Source organism: Paenibacillus sp. FSL R5-0341 (assembly GCF_037975235.1).
GTDB lineage: Bacteria > Bacillota > Bacilli > Paenibacillales > Paenibacillaceae > Paenibacillus > Paenibacillus amylolyticus_A.
Genome location: NZ_CP150241.1, coordinates 4,178,518 through 4,204,827, shown reverse-complemented (window position 1 = coordinate 4,204,827; position 26,310 = coordinate 4,178,518). Strand labels below are relative to the sequence as shown.

The 26,310-nt window shown below is 47.2% G+C and carries 28 protein-coding genes and 1 riboswitch; of the genes, 25 read left to right on the top strand and 3 right to left on the bottom strand.

Annotated elements, in window-relative coordinates:
- Positions 1–23: 23 nt before the first annotated feature.
- Both MKX75_RS18875 and lipB read left to right on the top strand, forming a co-directional pair.
- Positions 24–1,469, top strand: a complete 1,446-nt coding sequence (locus MKX75_RS18875) for a dihydrolipoamide acetyltransferase family protein (RefSeq protein ID WP_339166394.1) — start codon at positions 24–26, stop codon at positions 1,467–1,469.
- Between the two features lie 111 nt (positions 1,470–1,580).
- Entirely contained in the window at positions 1,581–2,288 is a 708-nt protein-coding gene (lipB, locus tag MKX75_RS18870) for a lipoyl(octanoyl) transferase LipB (protein ID WP_074095681.1), read from the top strand.
- A 26-nt stretch (positions 2,289–2,314) separates the two neighbouring features.
- Here the strand turns inward: lipB and prli42 are convergent, their stop codons facing one another.
- Positions 2,315–2,416 carry a stressosome-associated protein Prli42 gene (gene prli42 / locus MKX75_RS18865; protein ID WP_017687624.1) on the bottom strand — a complete coding sequence of 34 codons (102 nt, stop codon included), beginning with the start codon at positions 2,414–2,416 and terminating at the stop codon, positions 2,315–2,317.
- An 82-nt stretch (positions 2,417–2,498) separates the two neighbouring features.
- Here prli42 and MKX75_RS18860 point away from each other — a divergent pair, with 82 nt between their 5' ends.
- Positions 2,499–3,632 (top strand): M20/M25/M40 family metallo-hydrolase, encoded by a 1,134-nt coding sequence (locus MKX75_RS18860; RefSeq protein WP_339166393.1) that lies wholly within the window; start codon positions 2,499–2,501, stop codon positions 3,630–3,632.
- Positions 3,633–3,783: 151 nt separating this feature from the next.
- On the opposite strand, the gene MKX75_RS18855 is transcribed toward MKX75_RS18860, so the two are convergent.
- Complete coding sequence (locus tag MKX75_RS18855) at positions 3,784–3,918, bottom strand: Z-ring formation inhibitor MciZ (protein WP_100527202.1); 135 nt, start codon at positions 3,916–3,918, stop codon at positions 3,784–3,786.
- A gap of 122 nt (positions 3,919–4,040) precedes the next feature.
- Between MKX75_RS18855 and MKX75_RS18850 the strand changes: the two genes are divergently transcribed.
- The 11 genes from MKX75_RS18850 to sigF all read left to right on the top strand — a co-directional run bounded on the left by MKX75_RS18850 (position 4,041) and on the right by sigF (position 12,747).
- A complete protein-coding gene (locus MKX75_RS18850; RefSeq protein ID WP_339166392.1) occupies positions 4,041–4,634 on the top strand; it encodes an NUDIX hydrolase in 594 nt (197 codons plus the stop codon).
- Positions 4,635–4,636: 2 nt separating this feature from the next.
- Positions 4,637–5,857 carry an endonuclease Q family protein gene (locus tag MKX75_RS18845; protein WP_339166391.1) on the top strand — a complete coding sequence of 407 codons (1,221 nt, stop codon included), beginning with the start codon at positions 4,637–4,639 and terminating at the stop codon, positions 5,855–5,857.
- Between the two features lie 219 nt (positions 5,858–6,076).
- Positions 6,077–6,706, top strand: coding sequence for a stage II sporulation protein M (gene spoIIM / locus MKX75_RS18840; protein WP_017687629.1), 630 nt, complete (start codon positions 6,077–6,079; stop codon positions 6,704–6,706).
- Positions 6,707–6,813: 107 nt separating this feature from the next.
- Positions 6,814–7,281, top strand: coding sequence for a Fur family transcriptional regulator (locus tag MKX75_RS18835; protein ID WP_062835240.1), 468 nt, complete (start codon positions 6,814–6,816; stop codon positions 7,279–7,281).
- 158 nt (positions 7,282–7,439) lie between these two features.
- The gene (locus MKX75_RS18830) at positions 7,440–7,682 is read left to right on the top strand and encodes a DUF4227 family protein (RefSeq protein WP_017687632.1); all 243 of its coding nucleotides are present in this window, start codon (positions 7,440–7,442) and stop codon (positions 7,680–7,682) included.
- Between the two features lie 75 nt (positions 7,683–7,757).
- A complete protein-coding gene (locus MKX75_RS18825) occupies positions 7,758–8,648 on the top strand; it encodes a tyrosine recombinase (protein ID WP_339166389.1) in 891 nt (296 codons plus the stop codon).
- Between the two features lie 129 nt (positions 8,649–8,777).
- Positions 8,778–9,602, top strand: coding sequence for a purine-nucleoside phosphorylase (locus MKX75_RS18820; protein ID WP_339166388.1), 825 nt, complete (start codon positions 8,778–8,780; stop codon positions 9,600–9,602).
- 250 nt (positions 9,603–9,852) lie between these two features.
- Positions 9,853–11,028: a D-alanyl-D-alanine carboxypeptidase family protein gene (locus MKX75_RS18815; protein ID WP_339166386.1), complete on the top strand. Its 1,176-nt coding sequence runs from the start codon at positions 9,853–9,855 to the stop codon at positions 11,026–11,028.
- A 143-nt stretch (positions 11,029–11,171) separates the two neighbouring features.
- Positions 11,172–11,525: an anti-sigma F factor antagonist gene (gene spoIIAA, locus MKX75_RS18810; protein WP_017687636.1), complete on the top strand. Its 354-nt coding sequence runs from the start codon at positions 11,172–11,174 to the stop codon at positions 11,523–11,525.
- Positions 11,522–11,977 (top strand): anti-sigma F factor, encoded by a 456-nt coding sequence (gene spoIIAB / locus MKX75_RS18805; protein WP_036672324.1) that lies wholly within the window; start codon positions 11,522–11,524, stop codon positions 11,975–11,977. The genes spoIIAA and spoIIAB overlap by 4 nt, the downstream gene beginning before the upstream one ends.
- Positions 11,978–11,991: 14 nt before the next feature.
- Positions 11,992–12,747, top strand: a complete 756-nt coding sequence (gene sigF, locus MKX75_RS18800; RefSeq protein ID WP_036607856.1) for an RNA polymerase sporulation sigma factor SigF — start codon at positions 11,992–11,994, stop codon at positions 12,745–12,747.
- Between the two features lie 85 nt (positions 12,748–12,832).
- Here sigF and MKX75_RS18795 read toward each other — a convergent pair whose 3' ends face one another.
- Positions 12,833–13,762, bottom strand: a complete 930-nt coding sequence (locus MKX75_RS18795) for an EamA family transporter (RefSeq protein ID WP_339166385.1) — start codon at positions 13,760–13,762, stop codon at positions 12,833–12,835.
- Positions 13,763–13,870: 108 nt separating this feature from the next.
- Here MKX75_RS18795 and MKX75_RS18790 point away from each other — a divergent pair, with 108 nt between their 5' ends.
- The 11 genes from MKX75_RS18790 (at position 13,871) to ribE (MKX75_RS18740) (ending at position 26,287) form a co-directional block, all read left to right on the top strand.
- The gene (locus MKX75_RS18790) at positions 13,871–14,779 is read left to right on the top strand and encodes an AraC family transcriptional regulator (RefSeq protein WP_339166384.1); all 909 of its coding nucleotides are present in this window, start codon (positions 13,871–13,873) and stop codon (positions 14,777–14,779) included.
- Positions 14,780–15,646: 867 nt separating this feature from the next.
- Entirely contained in the window at positions 15,647–16,303 is a 657-nt protein-coding gene (locus tag MKX75_RS18785) for a stage V sporulation protein AA (RefSeq protein WP_076331326.1), read from the top strand.
- Entirely contained in the window at positions 16,284–16,712 is a 429-nt protein-coding gene (locus tag MKX75_RS18780) for a stage V sporulation protein AB (protein ID WP_211083510.1), read from the top strand. The genes MKX75_RS18785 and MKX75_RS18780 overlap by 20 nt, the downstream gene beginning before the upstream one ends.
- Before the next feature lie 24 nt (positions 16,713–16,736).
- A complete protein-coding gene (locus MKX75_RS18775) occupies positions 16,737–18,404 on the top strand; it encodes a spore germination protein (protein WP_339166381.1) in 1,668 nt (555 codons plus the stop codon).
- Positions 18,405–18,507: 103 nt separating this feature from the next.
- A complete protein-coding gene (gene lysA / locus MKX75_RS18770; protein ID WP_339166379.1) occupies positions 18,508–19,839 on the top strand; it encodes a diaminopimelate decarboxylase in 1,332 nt (443 codons plus the stop codon).
- A gap of 252 nt (positions 19,840–20,091) precedes the next feature.
- Positions 20,092–20,523 (top strand): peptidylprolyl isomerase, encoded by a 432-nt coding sequence (locus MKX75_RS18765; RefSeq protein ID WP_017687646.1) that lies wholly within the window; start codon positions 20,092–20,094, stop codon positions 20,521–20,523.
- 118 nt (positions 20,524–20,641) lie between these two features.
- A complete protein-coding gene (locus MKX75_RS18760; protein ID WP_339170518.1) occupies positions 20,642–21,949 on the top strand; it encodes a hypothetical protein in 1,308 nt (435 codons plus the stop codon).
- A gap of 173 nt (positions 21,950–22,122) precedes the next feature.
- Positions 22,123–22,289, top strand: a riboswitch (FMN riboswitch).
- Between the two features lie 329 nt (positions 22,290–22,618).
- On the top strand, positions 22,619–23,722 hold the full coding sequence (gene ribD / locus MKX75_RS18755) for a bifunctional diaminohydroxyphosphoribosylaminopyrimidine deaminase/5-amino-6-(5-phosphoribosylamino)uracil reductase RibD (RefSeq protein ID WP_176872572.1): 1,104 nt from the start codon (positions 22,619–22,621) through the stop codon (positions 23,720–23,722).
- Positions 23,723–23,783: 61 nt separating this feature from the next.
- Complete coding sequence (ribE, locus tag MKX75_RS18750; RefSeq protein ID WP_339166378.1) at positions 23,784–24,452, top strand: riboflavin synthase; 669 nt, start codon at positions 23,784–23,786, stop codon at positions 24,450–24,452.
- A 32-nt stretch (positions 24,453–24,484) separates the two neighbouring features.
- Positions 24,485–25,717 (top strand): bifunctional 3,4-dihydroxy-2-butanone-4-phosphate synthase/GTP cyclohydrolase II, encoded by a 1,233-nt coding sequence (locus MKX75_RS18745; protein ID WP_339166377.1) that lies wholly within the window; start codon positions 24,485–24,487, stop codon positions 25,715–25,717.
- Positions 25,718–25,819: 102 nt separating this feature from the next.
- Positions 25,820–26,287 (top strand): 6,7-dimethyl-8-ribityllumazine synthase, encoded by a 468-nt coding sequence (gene ribE / locus MKX75_RS18740; protein ID WP_017687651.1) that lies wholly within the window; start codon positions 25,820–25,822, stop codon positions 26,285–26,287.
- Positions 26,288–26,310 lie beyond the last annotated feature (23 nt).

Genomic DNA, 26,310 nt, shown 5'->3' with positions numbered 1-26,310 from the left:
GTAAAGTTTGGAGTGATAATCAAATGGCTGAACGTATGAAATGGATCGAGGTCATTATGCCGCAATTGGCGGAATCGCTGGTCTCGGCTACCATAGGCAAATGGTTGAAAAAACCGGGCGACCGTGTGGAACAGTACGAGCCGATCTGTGAAGTAATCACCGATAAAGTCAATGCCGAGATTCCATCCACCGTGGATGGAATTATGGGTGACCTTTTGGTGGAAGAGGGCACAACGATTGCTGTTGGTGAAGCAATCTGCCGCATGCAAGTCGCTGCTTCCGACGAAGAAGCGGCCGAGCAGGTAACAAAAGTATCGCAACAACAGGAGCAAGTGCAGCATCATGTGAGCCATCCTCCTGTTGTTGCCTCAAATACAGCAGGACATGATCCCAACCAGCCGATGCGTAATCGGTATTCCCCGGCAGTGCAATCCTTGGCAGCAGAGCATGGCTTGAACTTGCAAAGCATCCAGGGCACTGGAGCGGGTGGTCGTATTACCCGCAAAGATGTGCTGGCATTTGTTGCACAGGGAGGTAACGCGGCTGGATCGTCTGCACAAGCATCATCTGCAGCAGTACAGCATGCGCCTTCTGGTGTGCCGTCTACATCTCCATTCAGCGGAGTGAATCGTGGAAATGGAGAAATGGGTTTAACCGCCGGAGAAGCAATCTCAGCGTCCGATGCAGGTGTTCCTGTGAGACATTCAGGCATTCATCTAACCGAAAGTCCGAAAATTCCACAGATCGAAGTGGAAGGTGGCGGCCAGGGAAGATCGGAGTATTTCATCGATGTTACCCCTGTGCGTAATGCCATTGCCCGGAATATGCGTCAAAGCGTATCGGAAATCCCGCATGCGTGGACAATGATCGAAGTGGACGTAACGAATCTCGTGATGCTGCGCAATAAACTCAAGGATGAGTTCAAGCGTAAGGAAGGCATCAATCTGACGTATCTGTCCTTCATGATGAAGGGAGTCGTTAACGCGATTAAAGACTACCCGATCATGAACTCGGTATGGGCAGTGGACAAAATTATCGTCAAACGGGACATTAACCTGTCCATGGCAGTAGGAACCGAAGATTCCGTACTTACACCGGTTATCAAACATGCCGATCAGCGAAATATTGCAGGTCTGGCCCGTGAAGTGGATGAACTAGCTCGCAAAACACGTGAAGGAACGTTGAAGCTGGACCATATGCAAGGTGGTACGTTTACGGTGAACAACACGGGGTCATTCGGATCGATCCTGTCCCAGCCAATCATTAACTATCCACAGGCAGCGATTCTTACATTTGAGTCGATTGTCAAAAAGCCAGTGGTGATTAATGATATGATCGCCGTTCGTTCGATGGCTAACCTGTGTCTGTCGCTAGATCACCGAATCCTGGATGGCGTAATCAGCGGACGTTTCTTGCAACGTGTCAAAGAAAACCTTGAAGGATATACCATGGAGAGCAAGGTGTATTAAGTAAATAGTTGTCGGGGAAGTGTATGTGCCGCAGGCCGTGCACTTTTCCTGCTGTCTACGGACAGGTGCTCAATTGTACACTGAACCTGAAGCAGAAGGGTGTGGGGAATCATGAGCAAGCCGCTGGATGTTGCATACATACCAATGCTTGATTATGAAGAGGCTTGGAACCGCCAGAAAGCGATTGTGCAGCGATTGGACGAGGGCGAGGGAGCGGAGCAGATGCTGCTTTTACAACACCCGCCTACGTATACGATCGGCTCACAAAATCATCCGGAGCATCTGCTTCTCAGTCCGGAAGAGTTGCGTGAGCAAGGGATTTCTTTGTTTCAAATTGACCGCGGCGGTGATATTACTTATCATGGCCCGGGCCAGTTGGTAGGTTACCCGTTATTGATTCTTGGTCGGGATGAAGACCTGGATCTGCACGGCTATTTACGGAAACTTGAGCAGGTACTTATGGATTATCTCGCAGACCAAGGCATCGAAGCCGGACGCAAAGAGGGTTACACGGGTGTGTGGATTGGCGATATGAAGATTGCTGCAATTGGCATCAAGTTTAATCGCTGCAAACACCGCCGCGGTTTTGTGACCAGTCACGGCTTTGCTTTTAACATCAGCTCAGGCATTCAACATGCAGGTTTTCAGGGGATTGTTCCTTGTGGGATTGAGCAGTATGGCGTTACCTCACTGGAGGATATAACAGGCAAGTCCTATGCGGTGGAGCAGGTAGCGCAGGAGATTGTTCCGTACTTTAATCGTATTTTTCCATATGAGATTAATTGGGTCACGGAAAAAGAAGCCCTTCAACGTCTGTAAACAGTTCGTCGAAAGGCTTTATGTTGCTATCCGAACAGCAACGGTTCGAGAGCGATGAAAAGGGTGGACCCGATCATGGCGATCAGCATGAGATAGATGATGATTTTGAACCATTTCTTTTTTTGCATGATGAGAGAACTCCTTTCAACATAAAGTAAACAAGCCATAGTAATTGTATTGTACCGTATCCACGAGAGGGAGGAAAGTCCTATGATTAAACAACAACGTGTTATCGATCAGTTTATGGAACTGGTGCAGATTGATAGTGAAACGAAAAATGAACAGAACATCTCGAAGGTGTTAAAAGAACAGTTTACAGAGCTTGGTCTTCATGTCTATGAGGACGACACGATGGAGCAAACCGGACATGGCGCCGGAAACCTCGTTATTACCTGGGAAGCCGAAGGAACAGATGGAGTTGCACCGATCTTTTTCACATGTCATATGGACACCGTAACGCCGGGACAGGGAATCAAGCCTGAACTGGGTGAAGATGGCTGGATTCGCAGTGATGGAACAACGATCCTGGGAGCAGATGATAAAGCAGGGATTGCGGCATTGTTCGAAGCGATTCGTGTGATTCAGGAAAATAACATTCCGCATGGCAAAATTCAATTGGTTATTACAGTCGGCGAAGAGTCTGGCCTGGTGGGCGCACGTGCGATGAATCCGAAGGATATCGATGCCGAGTTCGGTTATGCGCTTGACTCTAATGGAGCTGTAGGCACGATCTGTGTAGCTGCACCAGCCAGAGCTGAAATTCAAATGAGCATCTATGGTAAGTCCGCACATGCGGGCGTGAACCCGGAAGACGGGATCAGCGCCATTCAGGTAGCAGCCAAAGCGATTGCGGCGATGACACTGGGCAGAATTGATGATGAGACTACAGCGAATATCGGCAAATTCCAGGGTGGATCACCACTCAACGTGGTATGTGACTTTGTACAGCTTGAAGCGGAAGCCCGCAGTATTGTGCAGGAGAAAGTTGAATTGCAGGTTGCACAGATGCGTGACGCGCTGGAAACGACATGTCGCAAATACGGTGCAACGGCTGAATTCAGAAGTGAGATCCTCTACCCTGCATTTGGCTTCCATGATGAACACGAAGTTGTACAGCTTGCACAGCGTGCCATACGCAGTATTGGGCTGGAGACCAGTACGTTTGCTTCCGGTGGTGGCAGTGATGCCAATATCTTTAACGGATTCGACATTCCAACAGTGAACTTGGCGGTAGGGTATGAGGATATTCATACGACCAAAGAACGCATTCGTGCCGAAGACATTGTGAAGTTGTCTCAGGTAGTCGTAGCTATTATTCAGGAAACGGCAGCTGACAAGAAATAATATAGAGCGCATGTTACCTCACATGTTGTTAGACAAAAGTCCGAACCCGGTCTGTATCGGATTCGGACTTTTTGCGAATTCATGTTATATTTCAAGGGAGAAGACTCGTTAATTTAGGGTCAAAAGGAAGCAAAATCATGTTTCAATATGTTTATTTACGTCCAGCGAGCAGATCGATTAACTTGGCATCCGGGCCCCACTCGCGCAACCATTGTTTGAGTATGAGCTGTACTTGCCGGGCTTGTCCTACCACGTGTAAGGATTGAGGCGTCATATAACTGTTCATCAAAAGTCCCCCTGATTCGTTTATATTTGCTGTGAGAGTTCTATACGCTCACCATATGCCCAAAATCAGAGATTTATACATTAACCGAATATATAATCCAACGATATGGAGTTGAAGAACGAATGAAACCAAACCAATCTGCCCAATCCATCCACGCGGCGCAACCTGCCAATTCAAAGCTGGATGAAGTGACCGTATCCACCAAGCCAATCTTCGAGGGCAAAGTGATCTCACTTCAGGTCGATACGGTTAAGCTACCGAACGGTCAGACGGCTACACGTGAGATTATTCGGCACCCTGGCGCTGTAGCTGTACTTGCTCTGAATGGAGATCGCATGCTTGTTGTGGATCAGTATCGTCAGGCAATGGGACGCACCGAAGTGGAGATTCCTGCGGGTAAACTGGATCCGGGTGAAGAACCGGAGGTTGCAGCAGCACGTGAACTGCGAGAAGAGACAGGATATGTGGCCAAGTCGCTACGTCATTTACGTTCGTTCTATACTTCACCAGGGTTCGCAGATGAAATTATTCATCTCTACATTGCAGAAGAGCTTGAAGCAGGAGACATGGCGCTGGACGAAGATGAATTCCTTGAAGTTGCCGAAATAACTCTGGAGGAAGCCTATGCGCTCATGGACGAGAACCGGATTAGCGATGCCAAAACGATGATGGCCGTGTATGCGTGGGACCTTTACAGAACGACAGGACGGTTCTAAGAATGCAAGATCAATTGGCAACGTCCACCTTGTGGGAACCCTGCTATACAGACCTGCATATTCACATCGGACGTACGTCTCGCGGCGAGGCCGTTAAAATCAGTGGCAGTCGGGATCTGACATTTGAGAATATTGCTCGGGAAGCATCGGATCGCAAAGGAATTCATTTGCTTGGTGTTATTGATTGTCATTCTCCAACTGTACAGATGGATATTGAGCAGTTGCTGGAGAGTGGTACGATGTCCGAGATTGAGGGAGGCGGCATTGCCTACCAGGACACCACCATTTTGCTGGGTACAGAGATTGAGCTCAGAGAGCCTGGAATGCGTGAATTTCATATGCTGGCGTACTTCCGTGATCTGAAAACGATGAAGTCCTTCACGGACTGGATGAAACGTTATATGAAAAATGTAAACCTCAGTTCACAGCGGGTATACGTGCCCGCTCTTGAGATGCAGGCCGAGATTAAGGCCCGTGGTGGACTTATTGTGCCTGCACATGTATTTACACCGCATAAAGGCATCTATGGCAGTACGGCGCCCCGTATGGGCGATGTACTGGATACCCGTCTTGTGGATGCTGTGGAGCTGGGCTTAAGCTCTGATTCATCGATGGCGAGTTATATTCAGGAATTGGATCATGTTCCGTTCCTGACCAATTCGGATGCCCACTCTCTCGGTAAGATTGGACGGGAGTATAACGAACTGCACGTTTCGGCACCTTCTTTTGATGAATTAAGTATGGCACTTCAAGGAGAAGCCGGCAGGAAAATTGCTGCCAATTATGGACTGAATCCAAGGCTGGGCAAGTACCACCGTACTTACTGTGCAGCATGTGGCAGCATTATGGATGAGCAAGCGATGTCAGCAGAGCGTTGTCCGCACTGTGGTAGTCTGAAGCTGGTTCAGGGGGTGCTGGACCGCATTCTGGCAATCTCTGATCGGGAGAATCCTCAGGTGTCTGCAAACAGACCAGCCTATCATTATCAGGTGCCACTGGAGTTCATTCCGGGACTTGGCAAAGCCAAACTGCGCCAGCTACTGGACCATTTTGGTACGGAAATGAACGTACTTCATCGCACCCGTGAGGGAGAACTTGCTGCGGTTGTAGGACCTGTGCTGGCAGGCCTAATCGTGGCCGCACGGAACGGACAACTGGAGCTGTCCTCCGGAGGTGGCGGCACGTACGGTAAAGTTGCTGTTCAGGTGAAATCTTCAGATTAGATAAATTGAACTAAACATTTACACATAACAGCGATCGAAAGGTTGTTCTGTCATCGTAGTGACCCGTAATACTCCAAGGTTCCACTCATATAGCTTCACTTCACGTAGAGCCAATCTGGACAAGAAGTCATACAGGTGCGTTTCGGTTCATAAGAATGACTATGAGGATGGATTTGAGAATCCTTGCAGCATGATACCGGAAAGGGGACTCGTACTTGTATGCGCTCTTCTTACTTTACATTTAAAGGTCAGACTTCGTTATATGTATTCGTGGCTGTCTTGTTTCTGGTCGGCGTCATTTTTGGCGCACTCATGGTCAATGCACTGTCTCTTGAGCAACGTCAGGATCTGGAGGGTTATCTCGGCAATTTCTTCATGACCGTGCAGCACAGCGCACAAGTGACTGAGACGGGAGCATATTGGGACATTGCCATGCTTCATCTGAAATGGGTAGGTCTGATCTTTATTTTGGGTTTATCCGTCGTCGGATTGCCCGGTATACTGGTTCTGGATTTTCTGAAAGGTGTGCTCATTGGATTCACAGTGGGGTACCTTGTTGGGCAGTATTCCTGGAAAGGTCTGCTGTTTGCACTGGTGTCCGTGGCACCGCATAATTTGTTCGTCATTCCGATTCTGCTGATCTGCAGTGTGGCGGCCATGACGTTCTCGTTATACATCATTCGTAATCGTGTTTTGATGCAGCGAACACCGGGTCGACAAAGGCCGTTTGCTTCATATATAGTATTAACTTTGGTCATGGCTGCACTGCTGCTCGGCGTGGCGTCTTTTGAAACATGGGTTACACCTGCGATGATGCGCTGGGTCACACCAATGCTACTACCAGCCTAACGTGCATCGTATAGTGTAAAATGTTGACTTTAATTACGCACTCCCCCTATAATGAAAAGAGTGGGTTAAGTTGCAGTGTGCAGTGATTTCCTAGGGGGAGGGAGAAAATGGAAGCACGGATCGATAAAATTAAGCAGCAACTACAGTCCCAAGGATATAAATTAACGCCCCAGCGGGAAGCCACCGTAAGAGTACTTCTTGAGAATGAAGAAGATCATCTGAGCGCAGAAGACGTATTCATGCTCGTTAAAGAAAAGGCTCCCGAAATCGGTCTGGCAACCGTGTACCGTACCCTCGAACTGCTGAGTGAGCTGCATGTTGTAGAGAAAATCAACTTCGGCGACGGTGTAGCGCGTTATGATCTGCGCGGAGATACATCCAAGCATCACCATCATCACTTAATCTGTGTTCAATGCGGAAGTATGGATGAAATACGTGAAGACTGGCTTGGACCGCTTGAAGAGCGTTTGGAGCAGGAATTTAACTTTTCGGTAGTAGATCACCGACTGGACTTTCATGGAATTTGTTATCGTTGCAAAGCTAAAAATGAACAGAAACCCAAAGATGAAGAATAACATAGCATATCTTCAAGCTCTCACCGGCGGTTTTGACGGGAGAGCTTTTTTGGCACCGGAGTGATCTGGAGTTTACCCCGAATGGCATAAACCTGAGTTTATGGACATACCCTGATTCAAGGACAATACCGGATTCGAATCAGGAGGGGGACACGCCCATGATTATATCAGTGCGGAGAGGGCTCCGTTTTATTCGATTTATTATATTTTTTGCTGCATTAGTTTATCTGTTCTATCATGTTCTGGACCTGTTCAATGGTTGGATCTCACCTGTGGATCAGTATCAGATGCCGACTGGAAATGCGATCAAAGTATTTCAGGAAACGGATTGGCCAGGTAATGGAGAAGGACGTCCTACGATGGCGGAGCGTCTCCGTCTGTTCTATTGGTACGGGGAGTAGCTTCGAACAGCCAGGGATGCAAATACGGGAGCAGTCTGCCGGAGCGGCAGATCTGTCAGTTGAGGAGCGTTGTACATGAAACAGACGATACACGCCTATGCCTTATACTTGGAAGATGATAAAGGGATGTCTAGCAGCACACTTGAATCGTATCTCCGAGACGTGGACAAGTTCATTGAATTTGCAGATAAGGAATATGGCATACGCGAAGCCGATCAGGTCAGACGTACGCATGTCGTCCTGTTTGCAGGTCAACTCAAACAGGCAGGACGTGCCAATGCAACGATTGCCCGCAGCATCGTATCTCTGCGCTCCTACTTTCATTTTTTGATGCGCCGGGGTGATATTATACAGGACCCTACGTTCGATGTGGAAGCTCCCAAGGCGGATAAGACGCCTCCACAGGTGTTAACCATCCCTGAGATCGAACAACTGCTGACAGCGCCTGATATTCGTTTGCCGCAGGGTGTGAGAGATCGAGCGATGCTTGAGCTATTGTATGCTACAGGTATTCGGGTCTCTGAACTGATTGCGCTCGACATTCGGGATGTACAGCCTGGCATGCGCTTTATACGATGCGGTGGGGCAGGCAAGGAACGCATTCTGCCCATCGGTGCACCAGCTGCACATTGGGCAAGTGTGTATGTGGAGGAATTCCGCAATCAGTTGCTCAAAACCGATTCGGACGAGCACGCACTGTTCGTGAATGTGTCTGGCAGACGTTTAACCCGGCAAGGCTTCTGGAAGCTGCTCAAAAAAGCGGCGGTGGATGCAGGGATTTCGGAAGAAATTACGCCGCATACGCTGCGTCATTCGTTTGCGGCACACCTGATTGCCAATGGGGCGGATACACGTGCGGTTCAAGACATGTTGGGTCATGTGGAGCAGCCTGGACAACAATATGGCAATCATGGTCGCAAAACCATGAAAGAAATCTATGAAACCCATCATCCGAGGGCAAGATAGATTTTGACGCAGGGCATTCACAAATAAATGCGGAACATTGGGACGATTTAGGATAAAATAAATTGAATACATCTAAACGCCGTTATACATAAGACGGATCGTTTCAACTCAAGGAGGAACATACATCGCATGACAGCACTAAACCAACAAATGATTTCGGAAGCAGCATCTTATATTCAAAGCAAAAGCTCCATCAAGCCAGAAGTCGGTTTGATTTTGGGTTCGGGTCTTGGCGTACTGGCAGAACTGATTGAAGATGGCGTAAGTATCGCTTATCAGGATATTCCGTATTTTCCAGTGTCCACAGTAGAAGGACATGAAGGTGAACTATTGGTCGGAACCATCAAAGGTCGTCCAGTGGTGATGATGAAAGGCCGCTTCCACATGTATGAAGGATATGGTCCGGAACTGACAGCCTTCCCGGTACGTGTTATGAAGGAACTGGGTGTAAGTAGCCTGCTTGTAACGAATGCTGCAGGTGGCGTGAATACGTCGTATGAAGCTGGAGACTTGATGTTGATCTCGGATCACTTGAATCTTACAGGCAAAAATCCACTGATCGGACCAAATGACGCTGCACTGGGCGTACGTTTCCCGGATCTGTCGGAAGCCTACAGCCGTCGTTTGCGCGCGCTGGCGAAGGATACGGCTGCATCACAAGGTTTTAACGTACGTGAAGGGGTATATGCAGGTATGCTTGGTCCGAACTACGAGACACCGGCAGAGATCAAAATGCTGCGTACATTGGGCGCAGACGCAGTGGGCATGTCCACTGTATCTGAAGTGATCGTGGCACGCCATGCAGGTCTGGAAGTGCTCGGTATTTCCTGTATCAGCAACATGGCTGCCGGAATTTTGGACCAGCCGCTGTCACATGATGAGGTAATGGAAACGACGGAACGTGTTCGTGAGTCTTTCCTAGCGCTGGTATTGGCTGTTATTCCGCAAATGTAAGCTAGATATGAGTAGAGAAGGTTACCTTTCCGTATGAGAAATCATCGGGAGGTAACCTTTTTTTTTGTTGTGTTAAACGTACGGTTACTCATTCGTTGAGTGCAGTGCATTTTTTAGCTTTGACCACATTTTCAATAAAAGTTCGGGAAATCATGCTTTACATGGAATAATTTACTGGAAACGGGCCGACAATGATTAGCAGTACATGCATGGAACATGCAGTAAGCAAGTCATTTGAGGAGGTAAACTTGTGAAGAAAAGAATAATGGCATCGTTCATGACCCTTTGTATCCTGCTGTCCCTTTTGGCATCAACGGCATTAGCTGAAGAAACACCGAAGGCAGCGGAAGGAACTGATCTGGCCCCGTCGGCGCGCTCTGCGATCTTAATGGATGCAGACACGGGAACGGTCATTTATGAGAAAAACAGTCATGATCAGCTGCCTCCGGCGAGCATTACAAAAATTATGACCATGCTGCTTACGATCGAAGCGATCGACTCAGGCAAGCTGAAGCTGACGGACAAAGTAAGAGCGAGCGAATATGCAGCTTCGATGGGCGGTTCGCAGATCTTCCTGGAGCCTGGGGAAGAAATGACAGTTGATGATATGTTAAAAGGGATCGCGATGGCTTCGGGCAATGATGCCTCGGTAGCTATGGCTGAGAAGATCGCTGGCTCGGAAGAAGCCTTTGTACAGCTGATGAATGAGCGTGCGAAGGAGCTTGGCATGAAGGATACTCATTTTGCCAACTGTAACGGTCTGCCGGTCGATAATCATTATTCTTCCGCCCATGATATTGCCGTCATGAGCCGTGAACTGTTGAAACATTCCGGGATTACGAAGTACACCGGTGCATATCAGGATTACCTTCGCAAAGATACGGAAAAGCCATTCTGGCTGGTTAACACCAACAAGCTGGTTCGTTTTTATCAAGGGGCAGACGGTTTGAAAACAGGTTACACTTCCGAAGCGAAATTCTGCTTGTCTGCAACGGCGTCCAAAGATGGATTGCGTGTCGTTTCCGTGGTACTTGGTGAACCAAATACCAAAACACGGAACAGTGAGGTATCTTCGATGTTTGACTATGCGTTTAGCCAATATACGATGAAGGCGCTCTACAAGGCAGGGGATCTGCTGGGCAGTCTGAAGATCGAAAAAGGTGAAGTTGCCGAATTGCCTCTAAATGCCACGCAAAATTATAGTGTGCTGATGCGCAAAGGAGCCAAATCCAACGACATCCGGCATGAATTGCTGGTTGCCAAAGAATTGAAAGCTCCCATCAAAGCCGGGCAAAGTATAGGTAAACTCGTGGTCTACCAGGGCAACGAAGTGATTAAGGAGTTCGACATTCAGGCTCCGCAGGATGTGAATAAGGCTGGCTGGTGGAAGCTATTCAAGCGGACGACGTCCAACCTGTTTGACTAAACGGCGATTTCTGCGAGATGCACGCATTCTTCGAACATATTTTGTAGTTAAATAGGGGTTTTCTTCTAGTTTTGTCGGGGGGCAGGAAAAGCCTTCGGAAGCGTAGAAATCCTTGTTCAAGACAGGGAGGAGAGTGAGCAAACGTGAACTTGCATGTGGAAATGGAACACCATCGCGGGATTCTGATTGTACGATTATCCGGGGAGCTGGATCACCATACAGCTGACATGGTACGGATGCAGATGGATGAAGCCATTCAGCGGAGACAAAGCGAGCATCTCGTACTCAGCCTGAAAGATCTGCAATTTATGGACAGTTCGGGTCTGGGTGTCATTTTGGGAAGATACAAGCTCATTAAGAATAAAGGCGGCAAGATGGTGGTCTGTGACGTCAATTCGCCAGTGTACCGTTTGCTGGAAATGTCGGGTTTGTTCAAGATTATGCCGATATACGAAAATGAGGGAACTGCTCTCTCAGGTCTGGAGGTCGTCTCATGAATGAAGGAACAGGGACAAATTTCATGAATCTGCAATTCGCGGCCAAGTCAGAGAATGAGTCGTTTGCACGGGTAACCGTTGCTGCGTTTATCTCCCAGCTTGATCCAACGATGGACGAGCTCAGTGACCTGAAGACGGTCATTTCCGAAGCCGTAACCAACAGCATCATCCACGGATACAACAATAACTCCGAAGGTGTTGTGTCCATCCAGGCCGAGATTCGGGAAGACATGATTACCATTATTGTGGAAGACCGCGGTGAAGGAATCGAAGATCTTGAACTGGCCAAACAGCCGCTATATACGTCCAAACCCGAACTTGAGCGGTCGGGCATGGGCTTCACCATTATGGAAAACTTCATGGATGAATTCGAAGTCAGCAGTGAGCCCGGCAGAGGCACCTCCATCAAGATGAAGAAAAGGATTGAATCCAAGAAAGCATTGTATAATTAGGGGTTGGTGTTCTTATGGATGCTGAAGTGAAACCATCTTCACAGACCTATTTGGACGATGCCGAGGTCAAACGGCTGATTGCGCTCAGTCAGTCGGGTGACCATGTCTCACGGGATACGCTGGTGAACTGCAACATCAGACTCGTCTGGTCCGTCGTACAGCGTTTTATGAACAGGGGATATGACCCGGAAGATCTGTTCCAGATTGGTTGTATCGGCCTGCTCAAGTCAGTGGACAAATTCGATCTCAGTTATGACGTGAAGTTCTCGACCTACGCGGTGCCGATGATCATCGGAGAAATCCAGCGATTCCTGCGGGATGACGGTACCCTGAAGGTCAGTCGTTCACTGAAAGAGATGGCGAATAAAGTCCGCAAAAAAAGGGACGAACTGTCCAAACATCTGGATCGTCTGCCAACGATCAAGGAAGTAGCGGCAGAGCTGGGGGTGACCCCGGAGGAAGTCGTATTTGCCCAGGAAGCGAACAAACCACCGACCTCCATCCATGAGACGGTATTCGAGAATGACGGAGATCCCATTACGTTAATGGACCAGATTGCCGACGAGTCTCAGGAACGTTGGTTTGACAAACTGGCGTTAAACGAAGCCATCGGTGGTCTCAGCGAACGGGAGCGGTTAATCGTCTATCTGCGGTATTACCGGGATCAGACGCAGTCCGAGGTTGCGAGCAGGCTGGGTATATCTCAGGTGCAGGTATCACGTCTGGAGAAAAAAATACTGCAATCCATTCGCGACCAGATCGCGCAGTGATTCGGGATTGCAACAACAGTATTGGCGTTTATACACCAATATACGACAACTAACAACCTTCTATCGCGCATTACGGCGAGGGAGGTTATTTGTTGTTAGTACGGGGAGATCCCGAACGATTGGACTGCATGACCAGCATCATGCCAAGAATACATGCCATACCAATCCATTGATAGAAGCCAAAAGGTTCATGGAGCCATATAACGGTTGTTCCGACAGCAGCTAGGGGCTCTGCGCTCCCGAGCAGGCTAGTTTCCTTGGGTGTAAGACTTTTGAGACTCGCAATATAAAACCAAAAAGCAATCATGGTTCCAAAAAGGATTGTAAATATCAAATAACCGTAGGTTTCGAGCGTGATGCTAGCAAAATTCATTTTCCAGGGCGGGTGAATAAAACTCATTCCCAAACCAGCGATGATCATAGCCCAGCCGACCACAACAAGTGAATCGAACTTTTTAATCAGTTGCACGGCATACAGCGTATAAAACGCAGCTGAAACCCCGGATAATATGCCCCACATCACTGCGAGCCAGGAGACAGATAACTGCGTGAGTGAGCCGTTCGTCAGTAGGAGAAAACACCCACCGAGAGCCAGAACGGCGCATGCAAGGTCATTGCGTGTAAGGACAGACTGCTTACGGAGTGCGATGTAAATCATGATCATGACAGGGGACAGGTATTGCAGGAGTGTAGCTACCGCTGAATTGCCGTGTTTAATGGATGCCATGTACGTATACTGGACGGCAAGCATGCCCACCAATCCGAAAATGATTAGCTGTCCAGCCGTTTTTTTATTTCTCCACACATCAAAAATCTGAAATCGTCCTTTTGTAAACGATTGAATAACCAGTAATAGTAACCCAGCAATCAACAATCGTACAGTGACATACCAATTGACCTCAATTCCATCCAGTTGAAACAGTTTTTGAGATACCGTCCCCCCAATGCCCCAGCAGATGGCTCCCGTCAGAACGAGTACGATGCCTGAAATTTTGGATTTTGCAGAAGTTGTCATTCTTGTTCGCCTCACCTTAAATATAAGAATAGTGTTATATTAAGGAGAAATGCGGTACATTAATATCAATATTACACTTAAAAATATAACTATATTGAGATGAGGGCCATGCGGAAAATCGAATTTATCATTGATCAACATTTGAAAGAAATGACGCAACACCGTACCGATACATTATCTATAGCCTGTTATGAGACAACCATTGTTCAGAATGTTCACGGACATATTCCTCTCCACTGGCATGATGAATTGCAGTTCGTTGCCGTTCTTCAGGGCACGGCGTTGTTCCATATCAACGATCAAAAGATGATTTTGTCCAAAGGTGACGGGATTTTTATCAACAGTGGAATAATGCATATGGCCGAAGATCATGGTGTGAGCGAGAACTGCATTTATTTATGCCTGAATTTGTCCCCACATGTTATCATGCCTTCGGATTTGTATATAAAGTACGTACATCCATATGTAACAGCAACTAATTTGCCTTTTCTGTATATCGAAAGAGCTAACGCTTGGGGAGAACAGATCCTGAATGCTATTGCACGGATTAGAAAGGAGCTAGTGCAACAAGTTCCTTTTTACGAAGTGAATGTTGCTTCTTCGGTGCTGAATATGTGGAAACTGCTGATTATGAACGGATATTCCCTGGAACATGATCCATCAGAGATGAGCAGAAACAACCGAATGAAAGACATGTTGCAATGGATTAATCTCAACTATGCCGATCCAATTAAGCTGGAAGATATTGCAAAGGCCGGACAGTTAAGTCGATCGGAGACATGCCGTTATTTCAAGCAAATTCTGAAAACTACACCCATGCAATATGTGATCGAGTACCGCATTCAAAGAAGCATTGAACTATTGCAAATTTCCAAGCTCAGCATTACTGAAATCGCCTATGAGGTCGGTTTTAACAGCACGAGTTATTACATCAACCAATTCCGTAAAACAATGAATGCAACCCCTCTACGATTTAGAAGGGAATTGAACAAAAGAGAAAAAGAACAGAATTACTGAGTTATTATTCATGATTGATTCGTGAGCCTATCTACCAATCCCAAGAGTCGCCCATACGGCGACTTTTTTGATATGTAACAAAATGCTCCGGGCTCGGTTGCGCCTCAAGTCGGTCAAAAGGAGCGAAACGTGATGGTTCAACTAAGGATACACAAGCAACGCAGGCTGCAGATTAGACCTGAAGAAGCGAAGCGTGCACCATTGTCTCCAATTTTCTACACAGTTATATTCTAAGACGGCTCCAGAAGACAACTTCAAGAGTCATTGAATTTTGAGCAAAATAACCCCAAAAAGCTCATCTTTCAATTCCCTTCCTGCCTCTCCCCAGCATATTTCTTTCAAACGTTTGGAAACGGGAGGACGATGGGTAGCGGAGGGATGGAATCGGTCAAAAGGAGCGAAGCGTGAGGGCTCATCTAAGGATACATAAGCAACGCAGGCGGCAGATTAGACCTGAAGAAGTGAAGCGCGCGCCTTTGTCACCAAATTTCTACAGAGTTGTATTCTAAGACGCATGCAGAAGACAAACTCCAACGTCATAGAATTTTGAGCAAAATAACCCCAAAAAGCTCATCTTTCAATTCCCTCCCTGCCCCCTCCCCCAGCATATATTTCAAATGTTTGGAAACGGGAGGGCGATGGGTAGCGGAGGGATGGAATCGGTCAAAAGGAGCGAAGCGTTCGCCTTTATCCCCGGATTTCCTCCCTGAAAAGGAGAGTTCAAGAAATCCGGGGATAACAGCGACCAATGACCGATCCATCCCGCAGCGCCCCCACCCACCTCCCGATCTTTTTCCAACCCGTTTGTAATAAATTTGCACATTCTTCAAATACTAACCTAAATTACGCAGTAAAGGAGTGCTATGGATGTCCCAGACACCCACTCCAATGGTCTACGTTCGTCTGCGCAGCCGAATTCGCATCCAGAGGGGCAGAGCAGTCAAGCTTGGAGACATTGCACATGTGCTGACCTCTTCCGAAGACCAGGAGGACAGGCTGCTGGAGCTTGAACTGCTGCACCCTGGACCAGAGGATGGCAATCTGATCCTCATTGATATATTGCAGATTATTCCCCGAATTCGGCATATCTTGCCTGAGGTAAGCGTGGAACTGATTGGATCAGGCCATACGCTTGTTGAAGTCATTGCGGGAAATGGTCAACCTTCCAAGTCGCTGTTTATATTGGTTTGGCTGCTGCTGTTCTTCGGGTCGGCCTTAACGATCATGAATTTTCATGCCGATGTGAACATGCAGGAAGTACAGATTCGAATTGTGGAGATGCTCACTGGGCATCGGGACGAACATCCTTATCTGTTCCAAGTGGCGTATTCTATCGGCATTGGATTCGGTATGGCGGTATTTTTCAACCATTTGTTCAAGAAGAAATGGAATGAGGAGCCTACTCCGCTGGAAGTGGAGATGTTCCTATACCAGCAAAATGTAGATAAATATGTGGTGATTGAAGAAAGCGAACGGATGCACGAGCAGGAACGCAGGGAGATGAATGCGGATGAGCGTTCTTAATGGAGCAATCAGCATTGTATTGGGTGTTGCAGGGGGGATTGCCGTAGGAAGCGGCGTAATTGCACTCATTCTGGTGCTCGATATGATTCCCAGGTTGGCTCAACTTACGCAATCGTATGACAAGACTCACTGGTACGAAGGGGCGCTAATAGGTGGTTCACTGCTAGGGACTGTGGCGGATTTCTGGCACTGGAAAATGCATGGGGTGCTGCTGCTCAGCCCGATCGTTGGATTGTTCTGTGGTGTGTTCATCGGTCTGCTCGCCGCAGCACTCACCGAGGTACTTAATGTACTGCCCGTGCTAGCCAAACGATTAGGCATGAAACCTTATTTGTTTGGATTACTGCTTGCTATGATTTTGGGCAAAATGACAGGTTCCCTGTTTGATTTTTTTATATATCAGCGGTAACTCGTGGCCATAGGAGGATGGAAGATGGATGAACGAACAGAGCACACAGGCCAGGAAAATAGTGAAGGTATAACGGAAGAGATGTTACACAAGTCTGCTTATGAGATTCAGAAGGAAGAAGAGGAGAAGGCGTACAATAAGAAAAAACAAAATGAGATGTCCGACAGCATTGAGGAATCGGTGCAATATTGGCAGGAAAACGATGATATCTCCCCACGCATGAGTGAAAATAGATATACGCTACAACAGGTGCTGGGACTTGGTGAATCCTTCGACGTTAATATGAGGGAAATGGTTCTGGGTGGCAAACACGTTGGATTGCTGATGATTACCGGTTTTGCGAAGGATGAGATTTTGCTTGAAGTGTTAAAAAGACTGACATATCTCACTCCGGATGACGTGTCCGGACACGCACTCAAATCCTATTTTGAATGTTATATTCCCCATATTCAGGTAGAAAAAGTTGACAAGATGAGTGCTGTCATCAACAAGGTTCTTACCGGTATGAGCGCAATGTTCGTTGAAGGGGATCGCTCGGTCCTAATTATGGATACACGAAGTTACCCGGTTCGTTCACCGGAAGAACCTTCATTAGAAAGGGTAGTTCGGGGTTCCAGAGATGGCTTTACCGAGACGCTCCTAACCAACGTAACATTAGTACGTCGCAGAATACGCGACCCTGGACTGAAGTTTGAAATCATGCAGGTGGGGCGGAGAACACAAACGGACGTCTGCGTGGTGTACATTGATGATATTGTGGATAAAGTGCAGGTGGATTCAGTCCGGGAAAAAATTCAGCGAGTGGATATCGATGGTATTCCCGCCGCCGACAAGCAGTTGGAGGAAGCGATTATCAATAAGGGATGGAATCCGTTCCCACTCGTTCGTTATTCAGAACGACCAGATGTTACAGCTTCTCATTTGCTGGAAGGACGAGTCGTCATTTTTGTAGACACTTCCCCCAGTGTGATGATTCTGCCTACGACCTTCTTCGATCTGTGCGAGCATGCGGAGGAGAACAGACAGACAGCCTTGATGGGAACGTATTTACGATGGGTGCGTTTTGCAGGGATTCTTATCTCGTTGTTTTTGCTACCGTTATGGCTGCTCATGGTTATTGATCCTTCGATCAAACCGATGGGACTCGACTTCATAGGTCCGCAGGAAAATGTAAAGCTGCCGTTAATTCTACAGTTTCTCCTAATCGAACTTGGCGTCGATTTATTACGAATGGCAGCAGTTCATACGCCTACACCTCTGGCATCGGCCATGGGCTTGATCGCGGCCATTCTAGTGGGGGATATCGCGGTGAAAACGGGATATTTTGTCAATGAAGTTGTACTCTATATGGCCATCGCAGCCATCGGCATGTTTGCCACGCCAAGTTACGAGCTGGGTCTCGCCAACAGGCTGGTCAGGTTAGTTCTGCTCATTGCCGTAGCGATATTCAAGGTTCCGGGATTGGTCGTGGGCTGTACATTGCTCATATTGGCGCTTACCGTTCACCGGTCGTACAATTCTTCATATCTCTGGCCTTTTATACCGTTTAATGCAAAGGCCTTGGGCAACTTTTTATTCCGGCTTCCGTTGCTGGAAAATAAAAAACGTCCATCATTTAATAAGACACGTGACAACACCAAAATGTCCGATGATCCGGACGGAGAACTGCGAAAAAGTAAAAAACACAAATGATCTTCCGAAAAATCCATTCATCTCGCTGCCTAATTTGATATACTGGTGTAAAATCATTGGAATAGCAATTGTTCCAGTATATAAAAAGTGAGGAATGCAGATTATGTATTTACATGGTACAAGTAAAATAAATGCGCAAGGACATCTGGAGATTGGCGGAGTCGATGCAACGGATCTGAAAGAACAATTTGGAACTCCCCTGTACGTTGTGGACGAGCAATTGGTTCGCGAGCGTTGCAGAGAGTACATGGAAGCATTCCGTGCTTCCGGACTGGGCTTCCAGGTTGCTTACGCAAGTAAAGCATTCTGTGTAATGGCGATGTGTGCCCTTGCAGCAGAAGAAGGACTTTCCCTGGATGTTGTATCTGACGGTGAACTGTTTACTGCACTGCAAGCAGGATTCCCGGCTGAGCGCATTCATTTCCACGGTAACAACAAAACGCTGGAAGAGATCGAAATGGCTCTTGATGCAGAGATCGGATGCTTTGTTGTTGATAACTTCAATGAATTGCATCTGTTGCAGGCTGTAGCAGAGGACAAAAATCGTAAAGTAAACATTTTGCTTCGTGTGACGCCTGGGGTTGAGGCACATACGCATGAATATATCTCCACTGGTCAGACGGATTCCAAATTTGGATTCGATATCGGCAATGGTACAGCATTTGAAGCGATTGAACTGGCTTCCAAACAGTCTAACCTGGTATTGCTCGGTGTGCATTCCCACATCGGCTCCCAGATCTTCGAAGTTGAAGGTTTCCAGATGGCTGTTCAACGTGTTGCTGAATTTGCAGCAAGCGTATATGAGCGTCTTAATGTTGCTTTCAAAGTGGTTAACCTTGGTGGTGGATTCGGAATCCGTTATATCGACGGAGATACGCCGCTTGAAGTTGCGCAATACGTGAAGGCTATTACAGATGCAGTTAAAAATCATTTTGCTCAAATCGGCTATGCCGTACCTGAAATCTGGGTTGAACCAGGCCGTAGCATCGTGGGTGAAGCGGGAACAACGCTGTATACCGTTGGAACAAGCAAAGACATTCCAGGTGTGCGTAAATATGTTGCCGTTGATGGTGGTATGACCGATAACCCACGTCCTGCTTTGTATGAATCCAAGTATGAAGCTGTGCTTGCCAACCGTGCGAATGAGGCTGCTCAGGAAACAGTCTCTGTTGCCGGTAAATGCTGCGAGAGTGGCGATATGCTGATCTGGGATCTGGACTTGCCAAAAGTGGAAAGTGGTGATCTGCTCGCTGTAGCTTGCACAGGCGCGTATAACTACTCCATGGCAAGTAACTACAACCGGATTCGTCGTCCGGCTGTTGTGTTTGTCAAAGACGGTCAAGGAGATGTCGTAGTACGCCGTGAGACGTATCAAGATATCATCCAGAATGACCTGGTACCAGCGCGCATTGGCAAACAGCCAGTAACTCGCTAAGCTAATTCGTCAAAGATAATGCGTTTCTGCATGATTCAAGATATATGGATTTCACAGTTTAAGCAGATGAAAAGGGACCTTCCTTTTTCGTCTGCTTTTTGTGTGTTCGGACTAAATTATGAAAAAAGTTGCCGTTTTTTTTGCGATCCAGACATTTTCGGTGTACACTAAGAAAAGTGCTGTAATGCTTGGCCCAGGGTCATGCGTTCTGGCACCATTAACGATGGTCAATACGAAAGGAGTCATTTACATATGGCGAAACAAGCGAAAATTAAATTGGCAAACGGCGGAGAAGTTCTGATTGATTTGTTTGATCAAGAAGCTCCAAACACAGTAGCAAACTTTGAGAAACTGGCTAACTCCGGTTTCTACAATGGTCTTACATTCCACCGCGTTATTCCGGGCTTTGTAGCTCAAGGCGGATGCCCTAACGGTTCCGGTGCAGGTGGCCCAGGTTACACAATCAACTGTGAAATCAACCCGAACAAACATGAGCGCGGAACACTTGCTATGGCACATGCTGGCCGTAACACAGGTGGAAGCCAGTTCTACATCTGCTACCAACCGCAACCACATTTGGATGGACAACATACTGTATTTGGTAAAGTAACTAAAGGTATGGAGTTCGTGGACGCTTTAGAAGGTAAAGACAAAATGGAAACTGTTGAAGTTGTAGAAGCTTAATACCTTCACCTTAACTGGATCCAAACATGAAGTGCTTCTTTTATAGAAGCACTTTTTTTATTTTTAACATGCAACATATTCGAAATCAATGATTGGAAAGGATGAATGAACCTTGGATATGGTTACCCAGCTAAGCTTGTTAAAACAAATTTATAGTGAGCGCACGTTGTGGGACGAAGACCAGCAGGCATCGCGACATGTCGTTCCAGATAGTGTTTCCGCACAGGATCGAGAAGCTCTTGAGGCAGCGGTGCATGAACCGAATCGATTTGTACGTCCGCAACATGATGAAACGATCACTGAGCTGAAAGAACTTGCGAATCAATGGACGATAGAGGATGCAGCGCAGGCCTTTGTCTCTTCTTTGTGGTCAGCGTCCATGATCTGGCGCTCGCTTCTTACGGGCAAGCTTATTGCAAGCAGTATGCCAGAGCATGAACACACGCCGTATCCATCTTCAAGCACTTGTAAAATCTGTGGATTAAGCGTAGACCAAGCAACCGACACGACGCTGCAATGGTATTGGCGCATGACTAATGGAACCCCGTTGGACGGAGATCCCTTTGGACAAGTACTGGCACTTCGAGAGCTGTCTACAGCGCAGGAGCTTCCAATACCAAATGATTACGACCGCTGGACATTTCGTGCGGTGTTAACGGTGTTGCGCAAATTACCTCCCAAAACACGCTACAGCAAGGCAGCGCTAGCGCTCAAGAAGGAACGTCTTTTGCCTACCCAAAAAGAATATGCCTACCGTGACTTGCTTGAGACGTTAGCTCTGATTGGCATACTGGATACGCCGGAACATCCCGGAATGATAACCCAATTTACGACTTACATACAGCGTGACGAGCGTCCAAATGTGCGGGTTGAAGTGCAGGCGCCTCTGGCGTGGTGGGACTCATCTGTCGGAATCAATGAGAGCAACCTGAACAAGATATTCCATGATTTTGATCTGAGTAATATATCTCTTGCGGATAAGCCTGAAGAGAGTCCAGCAGTAAAGGACACAATCTTAGGTGCATTGGAGAAAAAGAGAAGTGTCCGCGGGAAAGTGCCAAAGGCATCTCCTGATGCAGGTACCGGGGAGGTACAGTCTGGAGATGTGTATGCTGTTCGTGTTCGGGAAGGTGTGTGGGTGACGGTATACTGTCATGAAGTCAGAGACAAGCGTGTCATCGTAGAGTATCTGGATGGTGTCTTTCCAGAGATGCCGGCAAAAGCAGATTTACATGGGACGTTTCGACCGAGAGCGAATGGTCGCTGGAAATGCTCTGCTATTGCTATTGATTCGACAAGTTGGGTCAGAAGAGTGGCAAGAGAGTTTCCGCTTCCCACTTCGTCCCTGCAAGAACCTGATCGCATTCCATTTCATAATGCCAAAGAATTAAAGCATATGGCGAGCTGGTGTTTTCCTGATATGTAGAATGATGCGATGGATGGTTGGATGTGAAATGCCTCCAAGCAAAAACCGTACCTCCTTGGAGGAAGCGGTTTTTTGTTGTTTCTTAGCTTATTAAAAGTTAGTATGTGACAAAAAGGAACAAAAAACAATTGATTTTTTGGCATTAAAGTGCTAACATCCAATTAATAACGAAAGCAATCCTTCAGGGCAGGGTGCAATTCCCTACCGGCGGTGATGCAGGAAGTGTAAGGACACAAGTCCAGCACTTGATGCAAAGTCCGTGACCTGTCTGCCTGTGGCAGATGGCTGATCTGGTGTAATTCCAGAACCGACAGTATAGTCTGGATGGGAGAAGGAGAGGTGCAGACCTAACAGGTTTGCATTCAGCAGGAGTATTGCTGCACAGTCACTATTTGTGATGTTTTGCACTGTGCAGGGAAGATCCGGGTACGCCGGACAGTTCCATACATATGCCACACTATAGAAGCTCTTTACCTGTAATTGATGTTCATTAAGGTATGTGTCTATTTTCACTTGCCCGAAATGAAGTTTTGGGCAAAGTGTTGGCGTGCTGTATCCATTTCACTCCTGTTGTTGACATTTGTCTCTCATCATCCCCATCGAACTGATTGTTCGACGGGGATTTTTTCATAATTAAGACTAAGACTTTAAACCGCGGGGTGAACGGATTTGGAAATGATCAATGATGAATTTTATATGGCACTGGCACTTGATATGGCGGAACGAGCACAGGGGCAGACAGGAATTAATCCGGTCGTTGGGTGTGTAGTTGTGAAAGAGGGACGTATAGTAGGCCTGGGAAGCCATCTGAAACGTGGAACCGGTCATGCGGAAGTGCATGCACTGAACATGGCAGGCAGTGATGCAGAAGGAAGTACGGTATACGTTACACTTGAGCCTTGTAGTCATTATGGCAAGACGCCACCTTGTAGTGAACGCCTGATTCATGAAAAGGTGAAACGTGTTGTGGTATGTTGTGAAGATCCAAATCCGCAAGTATCCGGCAGGGGCATCAGCATGCTTCGTCAACAAGGCATTGAAGTTGAAGTTGGCGTACTGCGTGAGCGTGGAAGACGCATGAATGAAAAATTCATTAAATTTATAACAACGGGTCTACCTTTTGTGACACTGAAAACGGCTACTACTTTGGATGGCAAAATTGCTACTCGCAGCGGAGACAGCAAGTGGATCTCCAACGAGCCCGCTCGTGAGATTGTGCATGCCCTTCGTCATCGTCACCAGGGAATTATGGTTGGCGTCGACACAGTGATTGCCGATAATCCGGAACTTACAACCCGTTTACAAGTGGAAGGCATTAGTCCGGTGCGCATTGTGGTGGATTCCAAGTTGCGTCTTCCCGTAGGTGCCAAAATGGTTAAGGATGGTCTTGCTCCAACATGGGTTCTCACCACAGACGAAGCCAGTCCTGAAGCTGCTGAACGTTTGGAAGCTTACGGTGTTGAGATTATACGCTGTGGTCCTGGACCACGTGTGGATCTGTTAAGCGGACTTAGCAAGTTGGGTGAGCGTGAGATTGGTTCGATTTTGCTTGAAGGTGGGGGCACTCTGAATGGAGCCATGCTGGAGGCACGGTTGGTCGATCGACTGCTCATGTTTATCGCACCGAAGATTGTAGGCGGTTATGATACACCTGGAAGCTTCCGCTTCGAAGGTGTGGAACGTATGAATCAGGCGATTCAATTGAATCAGTTGGAGATCGAAAAAGTTGGAGATAATATCAGCATTGGCGGTATTCCGGTGTGGCCTGAATAAATAAATGAATTTTAAAGAAACAAGTTAGACTCTTTATAAATTAAAGAAGGGAGGCGGCAGCATGTTTACCGGTTTGGTGGAAGAAGTCGGTCAGATCCGGCGTATTGGTCGGAAAGGCGAAGCGATGGTCCTGAATATCGGAGCTTCCGCCATCATGGACGATCTGAAAATTGGTGATAGTGTAGCAGTGAACGGCGTGTGCTTAACTGCGACAACGCTCGAAGGTGGAGGTTTTACCGCCGATGTAATGCCTGAAACCTATCGCCATACCAATCTCAGTCAGCTGCAATCTGGCAGTAAAGTTAATCTGGAGCGGGCCATGCAATCCGGCGGGCGTTTTGGCGGACATATCGTTCAGGGCCATGTCGATGGTACCGGAGTGATTGGCAGTATAACACGTGATCAGAATGCGATTGTGTTTGAGATCAAACCTGATGATCACCAGTTGTTCAAATATCTGATTCCCAAAGGATCGGTTACACTGGATGGCATTAGCTTGACCGTTGTCCATACATCGGATACCGCATTCACGGTTTCCATAATCCCGCATACGATTGGTGAGACTGTACTAAATGTGAAAAAGACAGGGGATACCATCAATATCGAATGCGACATTTTGGGGAAATATGTGGATCATCTGCTGCAGTATGGGAGAGGGCATGAAGAGACGGGTGCTGGCAAGCCGCGCAGTATCAGTGAGGATTTTCTCGCCAATCACGGATTTGCATAAATAGAGAACAGAAATAAACTGGAGGTGGACCCATGTCAGAACAATCCATTCTGGACACGATAGAAGAAGCCATATACGATCTCATGCGTGGTAAACCCGTCATTGTTGTGGATGATGAAGATCGGGAGAATGAAGGCGATTTTATTGCTTTGGCCGAAAAGGCGACACCTGAAGTCATTAATTTCATGATTACTGAAGGTAGAGGTCTGGTCTGTGTTCCGATTACACAACAACGTGCGGACGAACTTAACCTGAAACCCATGGTTCAACAAAATACGGATTTTCACGGAACAGCTTTCACCGTCTCTGTGGATCACAAAGATACGACAACAGGTATCTCGGCACATGAACGTTCCATTACTGTAAAAGGTCTGATCGATCCTGAAGCGAAAGCAGGGGACTTCCGTAAGCCTGGTCACATGTTCCCGTTGATTGCAAAAGACGGCGGTGTACTTCGTCGTGCCGGGCATACAGAAGCGGCGGTAGATTTGGCCATTATGTGTGGTTCATATCCCGCAGGCGTGATCTGTGAAGTGATTAAGGAAGATGGCACAATGGCCAGACTTCCGGATCTGCAGGAGATTGCCCGCAAACATGATCTGAAGCTGATCAGTATTCAGGACATGATTCGTTACCGTAACGAAAAAGAGCAGCTGGTTCAACGTGAAGTGGCTGTACGTATGCCAACGGACTTTGGCGAGTTTCAAGCGGTGGCCTATACAAATGCTGTGGACAACAAGGAGCATGTGGCGCTGGTTAAAGGCGAAATAGATGGTTCCAAACCCGTACTTGTGCGTGTGCACTCTGAATGTTTGACTGGCGATGTATTCCATTCCCATCGTTGTGACTGTGGTCCTCAGTTTAATGCGGCACTTAAACAGATTAACGAGGAAGGCAATGGCGTTCTGCTCTATATGAGACAGGAAGGTCGGGGCATTGGGCTAATCAACAAACTCAAAGCCTACAAGCTGCAAGAGGAAGGTCTGGATACTGTGGATGCAAACCTGAAGCTGGGCTTTGCTGCCGACTTGCGTGATTACGGGATTGGCGCCCAAATTTTGAAAGACCTTGGGGTTCGTCAGATCAGACTGCTTACTAACAATCCTCGTAAAATTAAAGGCCTTGAAGGATATGGACTTGAAGTTGTAGAGCGTGTTGCGATCCAGATGGAAGAGAACGAGGACAATACAGTGTATCTTCATACGAAGCAAGCCAAGCTGGGGCATATGCTCAAGTTTGATGATATTGAGCAGAATGAAGAGTAAATGCGTTTTAGATGAACAATGTTTACCATGTAATTTATGGAAGTGATTACTTAGGGATTTCCGTTACTTACATTACATTATACCGTTAGGGAGATGACTTGAATGCCACAATTTTTTGAAGGACATTTAGTATCAGAAGGATCCAGGTATGGAGTTGTTGTTGGACGTTTCAACGAATTTATCACCAGTAAATTGCTTAGCGCAGCGCTTGATGCATTCAAACGTCACGGCGTGCAGGATGATGAAGTGGATGTAGCCTGGGTTCCAGGTGCGTTCGAAATCCCTTTGATTGCGCAGAAAATGGCGGAGAGCGGCAAGTATGATGCGGTGATTACCTTGGGAACTGTCATTCGTGGATCCACTACGCATTACGATTATGTGTGCAACGAGATGGCTAAAGGGGTAGCAGCAATTAATCTGAAAACTGGCGTGCCTACAATCTTTGGATTGGTTACGACAGAAAATATTGAACAAGCGATTGAACGTGCCGGAACCAAAGCGGGTAACAAAGGTTGGGATGCAGCTACGGCGGCAATTGAGATGGCAAACTTGACGAAACAGCTAAAATAGTGCTTATTTAATAGTAGTGCCCT

Excerpts from the sequence above, each read along its gene's own strand:
- MKX75_RS18825 (WP_339166389.1), top strand. The coding sequence starts at position 7,758 with ATGAAACAGACGATACACGCCTATGCCTTATACTTGGAAGATGATAAA.
- MKX75_RS18820 (WP_339166388.1), top strand. The coding sequence starts at position 8,778 with ATGACAGCACTAAACCAACAAATGATTTCGGAAGCAGCATCTTATATT.
- MKX75_RS18785 (WP_076331326.1), top strand. The coding sequence starts at position 15,647 with ATGTCCCAGACACCCACTCCAATGGTCTACGTTCGTCTGCGCAGCCGA.
- ribE (WP_339166378.1), top strand. The coding sequence starts at position 23,784 with ATGTTTACCGGTTTGGTGGAAGAAGTCGGTCAGATCCGGCGTATTGGT.
- spoIIAB (WP_036672324.1), top strand. The coding sequence starts at position 11,522 with ATGAATGAAGGAACAGGGACAAATTTCATGAATCTGCAATTCGCGGCC.
- ribE (WP_017687651.1), top strand. The coding sequence starts at position 25,820 with ATGCCACAATTTTTTGAAGGACATTTAGTATCAGAAGGATCCAGGTAT.
- MKX75_RS18765 (WP_017687646.1), top strand. The coding sequence starts at position 20,092 with ATGGCGAAACAAGCGAAAATTAAATTGGCAAACGGCGGAGAAGTTCTG.
- prli42 (WP_017687624.1), bottom strand. The coding sequence starts at position 2,416 with ATGCAAAAAAAGAAATGGTTCAAAATCATCATCTATCTCATGCTGATC.
- MKX75_RS18845 (WP_339166391.1), top strand. The coding sequence starts at position 4,637 with ATGCAAGATCAATTGGCAACGTCCACCTTGTGGGAACCCTGCTATACA.
- MKX75_RS18875 (WP_339166394.1), top strand. The coding sequence starts at position 24 with ATGGCTGAACGTATGAAATGGATCGAGGTCATTATGCCGCAATTGGCG.
- MKX75_RS18855 (WP_100527202.1), bottom strand. The coding sequence starts at position 3,918 with ATGAACAGTTATATGACGCCTCAATCCTTACACGTGGTAGGACAAGCC.
- lysA (WP_339166379.1), top strand. The coding sequence starts at position 18,508 with ATGTATTTACATGGTACAAGTAAAATAAATGCGCAAGGACATCTGGAG.
- MKX75_RS18775 (WP_339166381.1), top strand. The coding sequence starts at position 16,737 with ATGGATGAACGAACAGAGCACACAGGCCAGGAAAATAGTGAAGGTATA.
- MKX75_RS18830 (WP_017687632.1), top strand. The coding sequence starts at position 7,440 with ATGATTATATCAGTGCGGAGAGGGCTCCGTTTTATTCGATTTATTATA.
- MKX75_RS18780 (WP_211083510.1), top strand. The coding sequence starts at position 16,284 with ATGCGGATGAGCGTTCTTAATGGAGCAATCAGCATTGTATTGGGTGTT.
- sigF (WP_036607856.1), top strand. The coding sequence starts at position 11,992 with ATGGATGCTGAAGTGAAACCATCTTCACAGACCTATTTGGACGATGCC.
- MKX75_RS18860 (WP_339166393.1), top strand. The coding sequence starts at position 2,499 with ATGATTAAACAACAACGTGTTATCGATCAGTTTATGGAACTGGTGCAG.
- lipB (WP_074095681.1), top strand. The coding sequence starts at position 1,581 with ATGAGCAAGCCGCTGGATGTTGCATACATACCAATGCTTGATTATGAA.
- spoIIM (WP_017687629.1), top strand. The coding sequence starts at position 6,077 with ATGCGCTCTTCTTACTTTACATTTAAAGGTCAGACTTCGTTATATGTA.
- MKX75_RS18745 (WP_339166377.1), top strand. The coding sequence starts at position 24,485 with ATGTCAGAACAATCCATTCTGGACACGATAGAAGAAGCCATATACGAT.
- MKX75_RS18795 (WP_339166385.1), bottom strand. The coding sequence starts at position 13,762 with ATGACAACTTCTGCAAAATCCAAAATTTCAGGCATCGTACTCGTTCTG.
- MKX75_RS18850 (WP_339166392.1), top strand. The coding sequence starts at position 4,041 with ATGAAACCAAACCAATCTGCCCAATCCATCCACGCGGCGCAACCTGCC.
- MKX75_RS18835 (WP_062835240.1), top strand. The coding sequence starts at position 6,814 with ATGGAAGCACGGATCGATAAAATTAAGCAGCAACTACAGTCCCAAGGA.
- MKX75_RS18790 (WP_339166384.1), top strand. The coding sequence starts at position 13,871 with ATGCGGAAAATCGAATTTATCATTGATCAACATTTGAAAGAAATGACG.
- MKX75_RS18760 (WP_339170518.1), top strand. The coding sequence starts at position 20,642 with ATGGTTACCCAGCTAAGCTTGTTAAAACAAATTTATAGTGAGCGCACG.